Annotated in this window: 13 protein-coding genes; 8 read left to right on the top strand and 5 right to left on the bottom strand. The window is 72.6% G+C overall.

The features are described 5' to 3' along the window. Positions 1–34: 34 nt before the first annotated feature. The 5 genes from ABT369_RS24660 (at position 35) to ABT369_RS24640 (ending at position 5,056) form a co-directional block, all read left to right on the top strand. Positions 35–973, top strand: a complete 939-nt coding sequence (locus ABT369_RS24660) for a TIGR04222 domain-containing membrane protein (RefSeq protein WP_350615254.1) — start codon at positions 35–37, stop codon at positions 971–973. Then, a complete protein-coding gene (locus ABT369_RS24655; RefSeq protein ID WP_350615252.1) occupies positions 970–1,794 on the top strand; it encodes an MbnB/TglH/ChrH family RiPP precursor modification enzyme in 825 nt (274 codons plus the stop codon). Before ABT369_RS24660 ends, ABT369_RS24655 begins: the two co-directional genes overlap by 4 nt. Next, positions 1,776–2,180 (top strand): SCO6045 C-terminal-like domain-containing protein, encoded by a 405-nt coding sequence (locus ABT369_RS24650; RefSeq protein ID WP_502891818.1) that lies wholly within the window; start codon positions 1,776–1,778, stop codon positions 2,178–2,180. Before ABT369_RS24655 ends, ABT369_RS24650 begins: the two co-directional genes overlap by 19 nt. A gap of 108 nt (positions 2,181–2,288) precedes the next feature. Then, a complete protein-coding gene (locus tag ABT369_RS24645; RefSeq protein WP_350615251.1) occupies positions 2,289–3,062 on the top strand; it encodes an SDR family oxidoreductase in 774 nt (257 codons plus the stop codon). Positions 3,063–3,976: 914 nt separating this feature from the next. Continuing rightward, on the top strand, positions 3,977–5,056 hold the full coding sequence (locus ABT369_RS24640; RefSeq protein WP_350615249.1) for a caspase family protein: 1,080 nt from the start codon (positions 3,977–3,979) through the stop codon (positions 5,054–5,056). 345 nt (positions 5,057–5,401) lie between these two features. Here ABT369_RS24640 and ABT369_RS24635 read toward each other — a convergent pair whose 3' ends face one another. The 3 genes from ABT369_RS24635 to ABT369_RS24625 form a co-directional block, all read right to left on the bottom strand. After that, positions 5,402–7,354 carry an ABC transporter ATP-binding protein gene (locus ABT369_RS24635; protein WP_350615247.1) on the bottom strand — a complete coding sequence of 651 codons (1,953 nt, stop codon included), beginning with the start codon at positions 7,352–7,354 and terminating at the stop codon, positions 5,402–5,404. 124 nt (positions 7,355–7,478) lie between these two features. Then, positions 7,479–8,255, bottom strand: coding sequence for an enoyl-CoA hydratase/isomerase family protein (locus tag ABT369_RS24630; RefSeq protein ID WP_350615246.1), 777 nt, complete (start codon positions 8,253–8,255; stop codon positions 7,479–7,481). Next, positions 8,252–8,476, bottom strand: coding sequence for a helix-turn-helix domain-containing protein (locus tag ABT369_RS24625; RefSeq protein WP_223102223.1), 225 nt, complete (start codon positions 8,474–8,476; stop codon positions 8,252–8,254). Before ABT369_RS24625 ends, ABT369_RS24630 begins: the two co-directional genes overlap by 4 nt. A gap of 666 nt (positions 8,477–9,142) precedes the next feature. Here ABT369_RS24625 and ABT369_RS24620 point away from each other — a divergent pair. After that, positions 9,143–9,946 (top strand): hypothetical protein, encoded by an 804-nt coding sequence (locus ABT369_RS24620; RefSeq protein WP_350615244.1) that lies wholly within the window; start codon positions 9,143–9,145, stop codon positions 9,944–9,946. A gap of 157 nt (positions 9,947–10,103) precedes the next feature. Here the strand turns inward: ABT369_RS24620 and ABT369_RS24615 are convergent, their stop codons facing one another. Then, the gene (locus ABT369_RS24615) at positions 10,104–11,702 is read right to left on the bottom strand and encodes an ABC-F family ATP-binding cassette domain-containing protein (protein WP_350615243.1); all 1,599 of its coding nucleotides are present in this window, start codon (positions 11,700–11,702) and stop codon (positions 10,104–10,106) included. A gap of 191 nt (positions 11,703–11,893) precedes the next feature. On the opposite strand from ABT369_RS24615, the gene ypfJ reads away from it, so the two are divergent. After that, complete coding sequence (gene ypfJ / locus ABT369_RS24610; RefSeq protein WP_350615241.1) at positions 11,894–12,838, top strand: KPN_02809 family neutral zinc metallopeptidase; 945 nt, start codon at positions 11,894–11,896, stop codon at positions 12,836–12,838. Then, positions 12,835–13,575: a DNA alkylation repair protein gene (locus ABT369_RS24605; RefSeq protein ID WP_350615239.1), complete on the top strand. Its 741-nt coding sequence runs from the start codon at positions 12,835–12,837 to the stop codon at positions 13,573–13,575. The genes ypfJ and ABT369_RS24605 overlap by 4 nt, the downstream gene beginning before the upstream one ends. On the opposite strand, the gene ABT369_RS24600 is transcribed toward ABT369_RS24605, so the two are convergent. Next, positions 13,484–14,113: a LysE family transporter gene (locus ABT369_RS24600; RefSeq protein WP_350615237.1), complete on the bottom strand. Its 630-nt coding sequence runs from the start codon at positions 14,111–14,113 to the stop codon at positions 13,484–13,486. The genes ABT369_RS24605 and ABT369_RS24600 overlap by 92 nt on opposite strands. Positions 14,114–14,206: the final 93 nt, after the last annotated feature.

The raw sequence follows: 14,206 nt of genomic DNA, 5'->3' as shown, positions 1-14,206 counted from the left end.
TGCCCCGCTCGACAACCACACCCACACTGAGCGCATGACGACATCGATCGTGGCGGGGCCGGGTGACACCTGGGGCATCCCGGGCCCGCAGTTCCTGTGGCTGTACTTCGGCCTCGCCGCCGTTGCGATCGTCGGCGTGCTCATCTGGCGACGCTCGATCACGGGCGGCCCGTCGTTGCGCAACGCCCGCGACCTCACCCCGACCCAGGCCGCGCTGATCAACGGAGATCGCCGCCTCGCCGTCTACAGCTCCCTCGCCGCCCTGCGCGCCGCCGGCTGCATCGAGAGCGACAAGCGCGGATACCTCCACCAGACCGCCCTCCCGCCGACCGGCGCCTCCGAACTGGACCGCGCCGTGCACGCCCTCACCCGCAACGGCATCTCCACCACCGGCGTGCTCACCCACGCGACCGTCCGCGCCGTGCTCGACCGCACCGAGGCCGAGCTGGCCCAGGGCGGCTGGATCCTCGACGCCGAGGCCCGCCGCGCCGTGCGCTCGGGCGCCATGGTGGTCTTCGCCGTGGCCATCCTCGGCATCCTGCGGGTCTTCGCCGGCCTCGACAACAACAAGCCGGTCATCAACCTGATCCTGCTGGTCATCCCGGTGACGGTGGTCGCATTCACCCTGCTGCGGGTGCCGCGGGTCTCCGCCGCGGGCCGCAAGCAGCTCAACCGGATGCGCGCCTCGGTGCGCCACCTCGCCCCGAGCCAGAAGCCGTCCTGGAACACCTACGGCCCCCAGGCCGCGGCCCTGAGCGTCGGCCTCTTCGGCGTCGGCGCGTTCTTCCTGGCCGACCCGGCCTTCGCCGCCGAGGCCGAGCTCCAGCGCAACATCGCCCAGACCGGCAACGGGCTCTACGACTCCAGCTCCACGTCGTACAACTCCTGCTCCAGCAGCTCGTCGTCGTGCTCGAGCAGCTCGAGCTGCGGTGGCGGGTCCAGCTGCGGTGGCGGCGGAGGATGCGGCGGATGACCGGTCCCGAATACGGCGTCGGCATCGGCTGGCGCCCCGAGATCTCCGGCTACGTGGCCGGCCTGCCCGGCCTGCGCTTCACCGAGGTCGTCGCCGAGTCGATCCACACCCACGCACCCCTGCCCGACGCGCTCGCCGAGCTCGTCGGGCGGGGGGTCCGCGTGATCCCGCACGGCGTCAAGCTGTCCCTGGGCGGGGCGGAGCCGATCGCCGACGAGCGCGCCGCCCACCTCTACGAGTGCGCCCGGCTCCTCGACGCGCCGATGGTCAGCGAGCACATCGCCTTCGTCCGCGCCGGCGGCATGGAGGCCGGGCACCTCCTGCCGGTCCCGCGCACCCGCGAGTCGGTGGACGCGATCGTCGCCAACGTCCGGCGGGCCCAGTCCGCGCTGGGCGGCGTACCGCTGGCCCTGGAACCCATCGCCGCCCTGTTCGACTGGCCGGACGCGGAGCTCACCGAGGCCGAGTTCCTGACCGAGATCCTCGACCGCACCGGGTGCGCGCTCCTGCTCGACATCGCCAACGTGTACGCGAACGCCCGCAACCGCCACGAATCCCCGACGGCCCTGCTCGACGCGCTGCCCCTCGATCAGATCGCGTACGTCCACGTCGCCGGCGGCATGGAACACGGCGGCTACTACCACGACACCCACACCGACGCGATCCCGTCCGAGGTCCTGACCCTGGTGAAGGAGCTCTGCGCCCGCACGACCCCGCCGGCCCTGATGCTGGAGCGCGACGGCGACTATCCCCCCGCCGCGTCCCTCACGGCCGAGCTCGACGCCATCGCGGAGGCGGCCGGATGGCCGGCCATCACATGACCGGCCTCGCCGAGCAGCAGCAGGCGCTGGTCGCGTCGCTGGTGGCCGGCGGCGAGCTGCCGCCGGGCTTCGACGGGCCGGCGGTCCAGGCCACCCGGGTGGCGCTGCGCCGCAAGCGGGCCGGCGAGGTGGCCCGGACGTGGCCGCTGCTGGCCGCGTCGTACGGGCCGTCCTGGCCGGCGACGTTCGCCGCGTGGGCGGAGGGACGGCCGCCGAACGGCTCGCTGCGCGACGGCTGGGACTTCGCCCGCGCGATGGGCACCTCGCTGCCGGATCTGGCGCGGGAGGAGCTGGCGGAGCGCGAGGCGGCCTTCACGTACGACGGCGAGTCGGCCCCGGTCCCCCGCCGCCGCGGAGGCCTCTGGTCCCGCCTGCGCCGCCGCTGAGGTCCCCTCCCCTGCCTGTCCATCCTGTTGTGCCCTGGACCGGGTCCGGGTCGGGCTTGGCGTCCTAGGAGGCTAGGTTGACACCTCCTCTCCGCTAGGGTCGGCGCCATGGATCTCGGCCTCACCGACCGCGTGTACGTCCTGACCGGCGCCTCCCGCGGCCTCGGCTTCGCCACCGCCCAGGCCCTGACCGCCGACGGCGCCCGGGTGGTCGTCTCCGGCCGCACCGAGCCGACCGTCAGGGCCGCCGTCGAGGCCCTGGGCCCGGACCGCGCCGAGGGCCTGATCGCCGACCTCGCCGCCCCGGACACCGGCGACCGCCTCGTGGCCGCCGCCCGCACCCGCTTCGGCCGCCTCGACGGCGCGCTGATCTCCGTCGGCGGCCCGCCCCACGGCGGCGTCCTGGAGTCGGCCGAGGACGCCTGGCGGACCGCGTTCGAGACGATCTTCATGGGCACCGTGCGGCTGTCCCGCACCCTGGCCGCGGCCCTGGGCACCCGCGAGCCCGGCCACGACGCCGCCATCGGTCTGGTGCTTTCCTCATCGGTACGTCAACCGCTCCCCAACCTCGCCATCTCCAACGGCCTGCGTCCCGGGCTGGCCGGATTCGCCAAGGACCTGGCCGGGGAACTGGCCCCGCGCGGCATCCGGGTCTTCTCCCTGCTCCCCGGCCGCTTCCTCACCGACCGCAACCGCGAGCTCTTCGACGCCGCCGAGGACCCGGCACGCGCCGAGGCCGAGGCGGCCGCGGCCGTACCGCTGCGGCGCATCGGCACCCCCGCCGAGTTCGGCCGCGTGGCCGCGTTCGCGCTCTCCCCCGCCGCGTCCTACGTCACCGGCGTGGCCGTCCCGATCGACGGCGGGAGCATCGCGGGCATCTGACGGTGCCCGATTCCGGACAGTACGAACCCGAACGACCGCTCCCGAACGAAGATCCCAGCACGACGGAATCCGAAGCTCAACGCCGTGCCGCCCGCCGACGGGGACAGATCGGTTGGACGCGAACGACAGGATCCGAACGATCTGCCCCACCTTGTATCAGGAACAACCAGCCCGTCCTCATGTCACCTGAAACGGGCGCCGCCACCACCCCCAGCCGGCGGCGCCACAGCGGGGACGGAGACACACCATGCACCCACGAGCCACCCGGTTACGCACCGCGTCCACCGGCCGGACGGGCCTCAGACCAGCCCGGTCATGACCGCCTCCGACGACGAGGACGAGGCCCTGCTGGCCGAGCTGCGCCGCGTGTTCGCCGCGCTCGACCCGCTCCCCGCGGCCCCACCTCCCACCGCGGCTGCCCCACCGGCCGCCCGGCCACCCCGCCCGGCCGGGCAGGCCCCGACGCCACCCGGCGACTCCCCCGACCTCGCCTCCCCCGGCGGGGCCCAGCCCCCAGGCCCCGGACTCGACGCGCCCGGCTTGGCCGGCCAGCCGGGGGCTGATCGGGAACGGCTCGCGTGGGACGACTTCGAGCTCCGGCGCCCGGCATCCAACTCCGCACGGCACTCGGCAACCGACCCGGCAGCGAGTCCGGCAGCGAGTCCGGCAGCGAGTCCGGCAAGGAGTCCGGCATCGGGGTCGCTGCGGGGTTCGGGCGAGCGCGGCCGGTCGCTGCCGCCGATCAAGGGTTCCCCGCAGCCCCCTGCGCGCCGGCCGGGCCCGCCCGCGCCGTAGCGGTCCGATTTGTGCGTTTGAGCGAGGGGCACCGATTTGAGCGAGGCCGCCCACCCAACCGCGGCCACCCTCCGTGACGCCACCCGTGCGTAAGGTCCACATCCGACCACGGGGGAACCATGAAACTCGCACTGTGCATCGGGATCAACGACTATCCCGGCACCGAGAACGACCTCGCCGGCTGCCGCAACGACGCCGACGACTGGGCCGCCGCGCTGGTCGCCCGCGGCTTCGACACCCGGCTGCTGCTCGACGCGTCCGCCACCGGCGCCGCGATCCGGGCGAGCATCCGCGACCTGCTGGCCAACACGACCGACGGCGACGCGGTCGTCATCACGTACTCCGGCCACGGCACCTGGCTCCCCGACGCCGACGGCGACGAGCCCGACCACCGCGACGAGGCCCTCTGCCCGCACGACATCGCCGCGAACGGCCCCCTGCTCGACGACGAGCTGCACGACATGTTCGCCCTGGCCGCCCCCGGCGTGCGTACGGTCCTGATCTCCGACTCCTGCCATTCGGGCACCCTGACGAGGCTGCACCACCCGATCGGCGACCACCCGTCACGCACCCGCTTCCTGCCCCCGGCCACGTTCCTGCCACCGCACCAGCACCTGCGCGCGGCCCAGCTCCCGCCCGCCCGCCTGACCCCGCGAACGCCCCTCACCCCGAGCACGCACCTCGCGTTCACCCCGACCGCCCACAGCCACCCCAACCCGTCCACGCACCCCGATTCGGCCACGCACCCCGATTCGGCCACGCACCCCGACCCCGCCGCGCACCTCGACTCGGCCGGGCACCGCGACCCCGCCGCGCCCGAGCACCACCGGCCCGCCCCGTATGCGACCCCGAGACTGCTGACACCCGCGTCCAGCACGGAGCCCCGCGACAGCGACACCGCGCCGAACCGGTCCGGGCCGAGCCCCGCGGCTCGCCGGGCGCCGGCCGACCGCCGCCCGACGGCCCTGCTCCTGGCCGGCTGCCGCGACACCGAGTACTCCTACGACGCCACCTTCAACGACCGCCCCAACGGCGCCTTCACCTACGTCGCACTGTCCGCCCTGGCCCAGCTCGCCCCCACGGCGACGTACCGCGACTGGATGCGCGCGATCCGCACCATGCTCCCGAGCCAGGACTACCCGCAGACCCCGGCCCTGCAAGGGACCAAGGAACAGCTCGCCTGGCCCCTGCTCGGCTGACCCGCGACACCACGACGAGGCTGCCCTCCGCGTCCGCGCTCGCCGAGAACGCGGAGGGCAGCAAAGGGGCAGGACGGGCGATCGCCGGCGAGCGAACCGGCCCGCCGCGAAACCGCCGCCGCCAGGGGGCGCGGGAGGGGCGGTGCCGGAGAGCGGCAAGACGGCACCGCGCCACCGACCGCGAACGGGTCGCCGCGAGCCTCACCGAGGCCGACGACGGGGACGAGCGCGGGTTCGGCGGTGTCGGCGTCGGCCCGCCACGAACCGTAACCGCAGCGGGCGGGACGGGCCGGGTGCCGGAGCGGCGGCGGCCCGGCTCGTCCCCTCGCGATCGGCGAGAGCCGGCTAGGCGGTCGCGGTCGGGCGGGGCAGCGGGGAGTCGACGACGGGCAGTGGTGAGACGTTGGGCAGTGGTGAGTCGACGACGGCGAACTGGGTGCGGTACAGCTCCGCATACAGCCCGCCCGCCGCCACCAGAGCGTCGTGCGTCCCGCGCTCCACGATGCGGCCCGCGTCCACGACCAGGATCTCGTCGGCGTCGCGGATGGTGCTCAGCCGGTGCGCGATCACCAGCGCGGTGCGCCCGGCCAGGGCCTCGGCCAGGGCGCGCTGCACGGCCGCCTCCGACTCCGAGTCGAGGTGGGCCGTCGCCTCGTCCAGGATCACGATCGACGGGGCCTTGAGCAGCAGCCGCGCGATCGCGATGCGCTGCTTCTCGCCGCCGGAGAAGCGGTAGCCCCGCTCCCCCACCACCGTGTCGAGGCCATCCGGCAGCGACTCCACGAGGTCGCCCACCTGGGCCCGCCGCAGCGCCGTCCACAGCTCCTCGTCCGTCGCCCCCGGCTTGGCGTAGCGCAGGTTCTCGGCGATGGTCTCGTGGAACAGGTGCGAGTCCTGGGTGACGACGCCGATCGTGTCGCGCAGCGACTGCAGCGTCGCCTCGCGCACGTCGACGCCGCCGACGAGGACCGCGCCGCCCGTCGCGTCGTACACCCGCGGCAGCAGCATCGCCGTCGTGGACTTCCCGGCGCCGGAGGGGCCGACGAGCGCGACCATCCGGCCGGGCGCCACGCTGAACGACACGCCCCGCAGCACCTCCTCGGTGACGGTGCGGTCGAGCGCGGCGACGTCCTCGAGCGAGGCGAGCGAGACCTCGGCGGCGGACGGGTACCGGAAGCGGACGTCGCGGAACTCGACGGTCGCCGCGCCGCGGGGGATCTCGCGGGCGTCCGGCCGCTCGGCGATCGACGGGGCCAGGTCGAGCACCTCGAAGACGCGCTCGAAGCTGACCAGCGCGCTCATCACGTCGACGCGCACGTTGGACAGGGCCGTCAGCGGACCGTACAGCCGGGTGAGCAGCAGGGCGAGCGTCACCACGGTGCCGGCGGTGATGCGGCCGTGCACGGCGAACCAGCCGCCCAGGCCGTAGGTGAGCGCCTGGGCCAGCGAGGCCACGAGCAGCATGCTGACGAAGAAGACGCGGCTGAACATCGCGGTCTGGATGCCGATGTCGCGCACCCGCCCGGCCCGCTCGGCGAAGCGCTCGGCCTCGTCGTCGGGGCGGCCGAAGAGCTTGACGAGCAGGGCGCCGGCGACGCCGAACCGCTCGGTCATGGTGGCGTTCATCTTCGCGTCGAGCTGGTAGGCCTCGCGGGTGATCGCGGCCAGCCGCTTGCCGACCCGGCGCGCGGGCAAAATGAACAGCGGCAGCATCACCAGCGAGATGAGGGTGATCTGCCACGACAGCGTGAGCATCACGGCCGCGGTGAGCACGAGCTGGATGACGTTGCTGACCACGCCCGACAGGGTGGAGGTGAAGGCGCGCTGGGCGCCCTGCACGTCGTTGTTGAGCCGGCTCACCAGGGCGCCGGTCTGCGTGCGGGTGAAGAACTGCAGGGGCATGCGCTGCACGTGGTCGTACACCAGCCGGCGCAGCGCGAGGATGATGCCCTCGCCGATGCGTGCGGAGTACCACCGCTGGGCGAGCGACAGCAGCGCGTCGGCGATCGCGAGCCCGCCGATGATCAGCGCGATCCGCACGACCGCGGCCCCGGCGTCGGGCCCGCCGCGGCCGATCTCGTTGACGACGTCGCCGGCGAGGTAGGGGGTCGCGACCCCGATGCCGGCCCCGATCACGACCGTGATCAGGAAGACGGCGATGTCGCGCCGATAGGGCCGGGCGAAGCGCAGGATGCGCCTGGTCGTGTCGCGGCCGAGCTTCTTGCCGGCCAGCTCATCGGCCTTGCGCAGCGAGCGCAGGGTCTCCCACCCCGTCATGCTGCTCATCGGCGAGGACATTGCCGCACACCCCCGAACAAAAAGAAGTACCTGCCGGGTGATTGTGCCCGGCAGGTACGACAACTTTCGGAGGCCGCCGCGGCTTCCCGGTAGCGACCAGGCCTTTGGTCCTAGGACCAGCGGCTCACTCGCCGCGACCGGTCAGGTCGGCGATCCGCCGCAGCTGTGCCGCGCGCTCCGCGGCCTCCTGCTCGGCGAACGTGTGCACCGCGGCCTGCGCCAGCAGCGCCTTGATCTCGATCACCGCGTCCCGCGGGCCGGCGAGCACGGCGGCCGCGAGGTCCTTGGCGGCGTCGTCGAGCTCGTCCCGCGGTACGACCACATTGGCCAGGCCGATCTGGGACGCCTCGGCGGCCGCCACCCTCCGCCCGGTGACGCACAGCTCGAGCGCCCGGGCGTAGCCGACCAGCTCGACCAGGCGCTTGGTGCCGCCCAGGTCGGGCACGAGGCCGAGCTTGATCTCGGCCATGCTGAACGAGACGTCCTCGGCCGCGACGCGGAAGTCGCAGGCGAGGGCCACCTGGAAGCCGGCCCCGATGGCGTGGCCCTGCACCGCCGCGATCGAGATGAGCGATGGCCGGCGCAGCCAGGCGAACGCCTCCTGGAAGCCCGCGATGCGGGTGTCGGAGTCCGGACCGGCGGCGATCTCGCCGAGCATCGCGGTCGCGGCGGTGGTGTCGAGCCCGGCTGAGAAGGCCCGTCCCTCGCCGCGGACGATGACGACGCGGACGTCACCCGGCAGTGTCCGACCGAACTCGCGCAGATCGGCCCAGAGGGCGGGGGTCTGCGCGTTGAGAACCTGGGGCCGGCACAACGTCACCGTCGCGACCGGCCCGTCGAGGTCGAAGCGCGCCTCACCCGACTCGGGTGCGGCGCTTGCCGAGAAGGGGTTGGCGCTCACGCCTTCTTGCGGCGGCGCGCGCCGCCACGCTGGCGAAGCTGAACGCCGGATTCGGTCAGCACACGGTGCACGAATCCGTAGGAACGGCCGGTGGAAGCGGCGAGTGCACGGATACTCTCACCGTTGGTGTACCGCTTCACGAGGTCCTTCGCCAGCGTCTGCCTTTCGGCGCCGATGATCCGGCGACCCTTCTCGGTGCTGGTGGTGGCGGTGGCTGCCATGCTGATCCCTCACGTCCCAGACAGAGCGGTTGGTGCGGTCCCACCTATTAGACCGCCTCGAACGATCATGCGCTAGATATCGACGGGGCGCCAACCGACACGCAGAGCATTGTCAGCTACCCGATACCGTGATGCACCGTGTTGAGCGAACCGTCCACGGCACCTCCAAGCACTGCGCACCGTGAGCGCATCGATGCTCTGTGTTGGCTGCTCCTGGCCCTCGGCGGCCTCGCCCTGGCAGCGCTCGCGGTGCAGCTCGACGCGCGTCTGGGCACCGCCAGTGCCCCCTTCCTCGGCAGGTACAAGATCAGAATCGGTCTCGGATCGATGCTGGCACCCGCCGTCGCCGCCGGGACCCTCTGGGCCGCCGCGGCGGGCCGGTTCACCCGGTGGAGATGGCACGAAATTCAGCTTTTCGGGTACACCGTAGGCCTGCTGTGGGCAATCGCTTTGGCGCTTGTCGATGGCTGGTCAGGCCTTACGAAAGCCTTGGGGTCTCCCGAGGAATACCTGGGGGACGTCGCACAGGTGGGCGACTCCCCACTCGCATACCTCAGACATTTCACGGCGGACGCGGCGTACCACTCGGTAGCGTCGCGGGGCCATCCTCCGGGCCCCGTACTCTTTTTGTGGGCGCTGCAACGAATCGGCGTCGACGACCACATTGTGCTCGGTTTCCTGATCACCGCGGTATCGGTACTCACGATTCCCCTCGTGCTCGCCGCGGTGCGCGACTCGGTCGGCGAGGAGGCGGCGCGACGGTACCTGCCGGTGCTGGTCCTCGCCCCTTACGCCATCTGGACCGCGGTCAGCCTCGACGGCCTCGTCGCCGTGCTGGGCGCCGCGGCGATCGTTTCCGGCCTGCGCGCGAGCCGGCGCCGGGTGCGAGGCTGGGCGGCGACGGGCTGGGCGGTGCTGGCCGGTCTCCTGATCGGGGTGGCCGCGCTGTTCTCCTACTCCGCGCCGTGGCTCGGGCTCTCGCTGGTGTGTGTGTACTTCGCCCGCCGCCGCGCCTCCCTCAACGTCCTCAGCGGCGTGGGCGCGCTGCTGCCCGTCCTGGGCGCGCAGCTGCTCGGGTTCGGCTGGGCGGACGGCCTCGTGTCCGCGGAGACGGACTACGCGGCCCGGGTGGCGCCGTACCGCTCGGTGCTCTGGTGGAGCGCCATCAGCGTCGTCGTGCTGCTGCTGGCCGCCGGTCCGCCGCTGTTCGCCAGCGCCCGCAAGGTGCGCAACACCGCCATGTGGCCGTTCCTCGTGGGCGCGGGCGCGGCCGTGGTGTTCTCGATCACCGCGGGGCTGGCCCGGGGCGGGGTCGAGCATGCCTGGCTGCCGTTCTTTCCCTGGCTCACGGTCGCGGCCGTGGCCCCGGAGCGCCCGGCCGGCGATCCGCCGCCCGCGCCGCTGCTGCTCGCGGGGCTGGGCGCGCTCGTCGCGGTGATCATCGAGGCGGTCCTCGTCACGCCCTGGTAGGACATGTCACCCGACGGGCGAAAAATCCGAAATGTCGCGGCGCGAAGCGCCCGACATTTCGCCCGCGAGCACACTTCGAGCAGTTCGCCACCGAGCACACTTCGAGCACACTTCGAGCACACTTCGAGCAGCTGGGCACAAAGGCGAAACAGCCGAATCAGGCGAGCTCGACCAGCTCCAGCAGATCGTCGCTCCACGCGTCCTCCACCCCGTCGGGCAGCAGGATCGCGCGGTCCGGCTTGAGGGCCTGCACAGCCCCCGGGTCGTGCGTCACCAGCACGATGGCGCCGGGATAGCGGGCGATCGCGTCGAGCACCTGCTCGCGGCTGATCGGGTCGAGGTTGTTCGTCGGCTCGTCCAGCAGCAGGACGTTGGCGCCGGAGCAGACCAGGGTCGCCAGGGCCAGCCGGGTCTTCTCGCCGCCGGACAGGACGCCCGCGGGTTTGTCCACGTCGTCACCCGTGAACAGGAAGGCGCCGAGGATCTTGCGCAGCTCGGTGTCGTTCTGCTCGGGCGCGGCCGAGCGCATGATCTGCAGGATGGTGCGGTCGACGTCGAGCTGCTCGTGCTCCTGGGCGTAGTACCCGCGCTGGAGGCCGTGGCCGGGGGTCACCTCGCCGGTGTCGGGGTCGAGCTCGCCGGCGAGCATGCGCAGCAGGGTGGTCTTGCCGGCGCCGTTGAGGCCGAGGATGGCCACCCGGGAGCCGCGGTCCACGGCGACGTTGACGTCCATGAAGATCTCGAGCGAGCCGTAGGACTTCGACAGGCCGCGCGCGGTCAGCGGGGTCTTGCCGCAGGACTTGGGCTCGGGGAAGCGGACCTTCGCCACCTTGTCGGCGGTGCGGACGTCCTCCAGCCCGTCGAGCATCCGCTCGGCGCGGCGGGCCATGTTCTGGGCCGCGACCGTCTTGGTGGCCTTGGCACGCATCTTGTCGGCCTGGGCCATCAGGGCGCCGGCCTTCTTCTCGGCGTTGGCGCGCTCGCGGCGGCGGCGCTTCTCGTCGGTCTCGCGCTGCTGCTGGTACAGCTTCCAGCCCACGTTGTAGAAGTCGATCGTGGCGCGGTTGGCGTCGAGGTACCACACCTTGTTGACGATCGCGTCGAGCATGTCGACGTCGTGGGAGATGACCACCAGCCCGCCCTTGTGGCTGGACAGGAACCCGCGCAGCCAGGTGATGCTATCGGCGTCGAGGTGGTTGGTGGGCTCGTCGAGCAGCAGGATGCCGCCGCCGGTGGCGCTCGCGTCGCGGAAGAGGATGCGGGCCAGCTCGATGCGGCGGCGCTGACCGCCGGACATGGTGCCGATGGTCTGGCCGAGCACGCGGTCGGGCAGGCCCAGGTTGGCGCAGATGCGGGCGGCCTCGGCCTCGGCCGCGTAGCCGCCGAGCCCGGCGAACTGGTCCTCGAGCTGCCCGTACCGCCGGATCAGCCGCTCGTCGTCGCCCAGCCGCTCCTCGAGCGCCTTCATCTCGGCGTAGATGGTGTCGAGCCCGCGCGCGGAGAGCACCCGGTCGCGGGCCGTGACCTCGAGGTCGCCGGTGCGCGGGTCCTGGGGCAGGTAGCCGACCGGGCCGCGCCGGTCCACGCTGCCCGCGTGCGGGGTGCCCTCGCCCGCGAGCACCTTGAGGGTGGTGGTCTTGCCGGCGCCGTTGCGCCCGACGAGACCGATGCGGTCCCCGGGCTGCACGCGCAGGTTGATGTCACTGAGCAGGATGCGGGCGCCAGCGCGCAGCTCAAGGCTGTTGGCCGTGATCACAGCGGAACTCACTTTCCGGGCAGAGGAACGAAGACGGACTCCTGGTGTCAGACCGGAGTCACTCCCTCTGCGTGATCACGGCGATAGTCTACCGTGCGACCCGGGTGGCCCCGCCACACGATTACGTCACAAGATCAACGGGTACCTGCCGCTCAGCAGACGCCGGTCGATATCAACCCCCGAGGTGTGCGATGGAGTTCAACGACGACGCCGATCTCGACACCAGCCAGGTCAATGACCTGCGCGGGTCGGGCGGCGGCGGTGGAGGCGGCGGCTTCGGCGGCATCGGTGGCATCCCGATCCCGATCGGCGGCGGCCGCGGCGGCATCATCATCACGGTCATCATCCTGGCCGTGGTGCTCTGCGGCGGTGGCGGCCTCTTCGGCAGCGGGCTGCTCGGCGGCGGGGGCGGCGGCAGCGCCAAGCCCGACAACTCCGCACTCAACAAGCAGTGTGACAAGTCGAACAAGGACCGCTTCAAGAACGCCGACTGCCGCAACGTCCTCTACATCAACTCCGTCCAGGCCTACTGGAAGACGGAGATGCCGCAGGCGTTCGGCAAGCAGTACCAGCCGGCGAAGACGAACTTCTTCAGCAGGTCCGTGAACACCGGGTGCGGCGCGGCCGACTCGGGCGTCGGGCCGTTCTACTGCCCGGCCGACAGCCAGGTGTACATCGACCTGACCTTCTACAACGAGCTCAACAGCCGCTTCGGCGCGTCGGGCGAGTTCGCGGCGCCGTACGTGCTCGCGCACGAGTACGGCCACCACATCCAGAACCTGCTCGGCACCAACGCCAAGGCGCAGCAGGGCTCCCAGCAGGGCGCCAGCTCCGCCTCGGTGCGCCTGGAGCTGCAGGCCGACTGCTACGCGGGCACCTGGGCCAACCACGCGACGGAGACCAAGGACCCGCAGGGCGACGCGCTGTTCAAGTCCATCACGGACCAGGACATCGCCGAGGCCATCCAGACCGCCGAGGCGATCGGCGACGACACGATCCAGAAGAAGGCCGGCCAGAAGGTCAACCCGGACGGGTTCACGCACGGCACGTCGGCCCAGCGCAAGAAGTGGTTCACGCAGGGGTACAACACCGGCGACCCGCGCCAGTGCGACACCTTCAACACCGGCAACCTGTGATCCTGCAGCGACTGGAGCACCTCTTCGGCGCGGCCGCCGATCCCGGGCAGGCCGCGCCGATGCGTGCGTACATGCGGGACCGCTTCGAGTTCCTCGGCATCCCGAGCGTGCCGAGGCGCGAGCTGACCCTCGACGTCCTGCGCGGCCGGCCCCGCCCGGACGAGCCCGAGCTGCTGGCCACGGCCCGCGCGTGCTGGGAGCTGCCCGAGCGGGAGTACCAGTACTTCGCCTGCGACTACCTGCGCAAGCACGCGAAGGTGCTCACCCCGGCCGCGGTGCCCGTGCTGCGCGAGCTCATCACCACCAAGTCCTGGTGGGACACGGTCGACACGCTGGCGTCCAACGTGGTCGGCCCGCTCGTGCTGGCGCACCCGGACTGTGTGTCCACCATGGACGCGTGGACGGCCGCGGGCACCGACCTGTGGCTGGTGCGCACGGCGATCCTCCATCAGCTGCGGTACGGCGAGGAGACGGACCGGGCCCGCCTCTTCGACTACTGCGACCGGTGGTCGGGCGAGCGGGACTTCTTCATTCGCAAGGGCATCGGCTGGGCGCTGCGGCAGTATGCCCGCACCGACCCGGCCGGGGTGCGCGCGTTCGTCGGCACCCACCCCGGCCTGTCCCCGCTGTCGGTGCGCGAGGCGCTCAAGCACCTGGGATTACGAGCAGCACGGCCAGCACCGCGATCACGGCGCTCGACACGATCGCCGACCAGAACCGTCCCCGGGTGCCGGTGAGCACCCGCCCGAGCAGCGACCCGCTCGCCGCCAGGAACAGCTGCCAGCTGGCCGACGCCACGAACGCGGCCGCGACCCACAGCGCCTCGGCCCCGGCCGAGAGCCCGTCGTCGGCGCGGCGCCCGAGCACGAGCGACCCGAAGTAGACGATGGTGGCCGGGTTGAGCAGCGTGAGCCCGAGCAGCGTCAGGTAGGCCCGCCGCCCATCGGTCTGGCGGGCCGTGGCGGCCTCGTGGCGGTGCCGCAGGGCGTCCACGGCGGTCTTGCCGGCCAGGGCGAGCAGGACGGCGAACGCCACCCACCGCAGCACCCCGGAGACGGGCGCGATCACCCCGGCGAGCGCGGCTCCCCCGAGCACGGCGACGACGGCGTACAGCCCGTCCGCGGTGGCCACCCCGAGCGCGGCGGCGGCCCCGACCCGCCAGGAGTGCCGGGACGCCAAGCCGACGATGAGCGCGCCGATCGCCCCGACCGGGATGGCGACGCCGTATCCGGCGAGCAGGCCGCTCACGACCGCCTCGCCCGGGCCGGCGCTCACGCCTGCTGCCGGCGGCTCGCCTCCATCAGGACGACCGGTTCAGGGGGCGGCGGCATGCGGCGGCGGGTCATGCGGCGATGATGGCGCCGCACG

The organism is Dactylosporangium sp. NPDC000244, assembly GCF_040300725.1.
Classification (GTDB): domain Bacteria; phylum Actinomycetota; class Actinomycetes; order Mycobacteriales; family Micromonosporaceae; genus Dactylosporangium.
The sequence above is the reverse complement of the archived record's forward strand: the minus strand, read 5'-3'. Positions and strand labels throughout refer to the sequence as shown.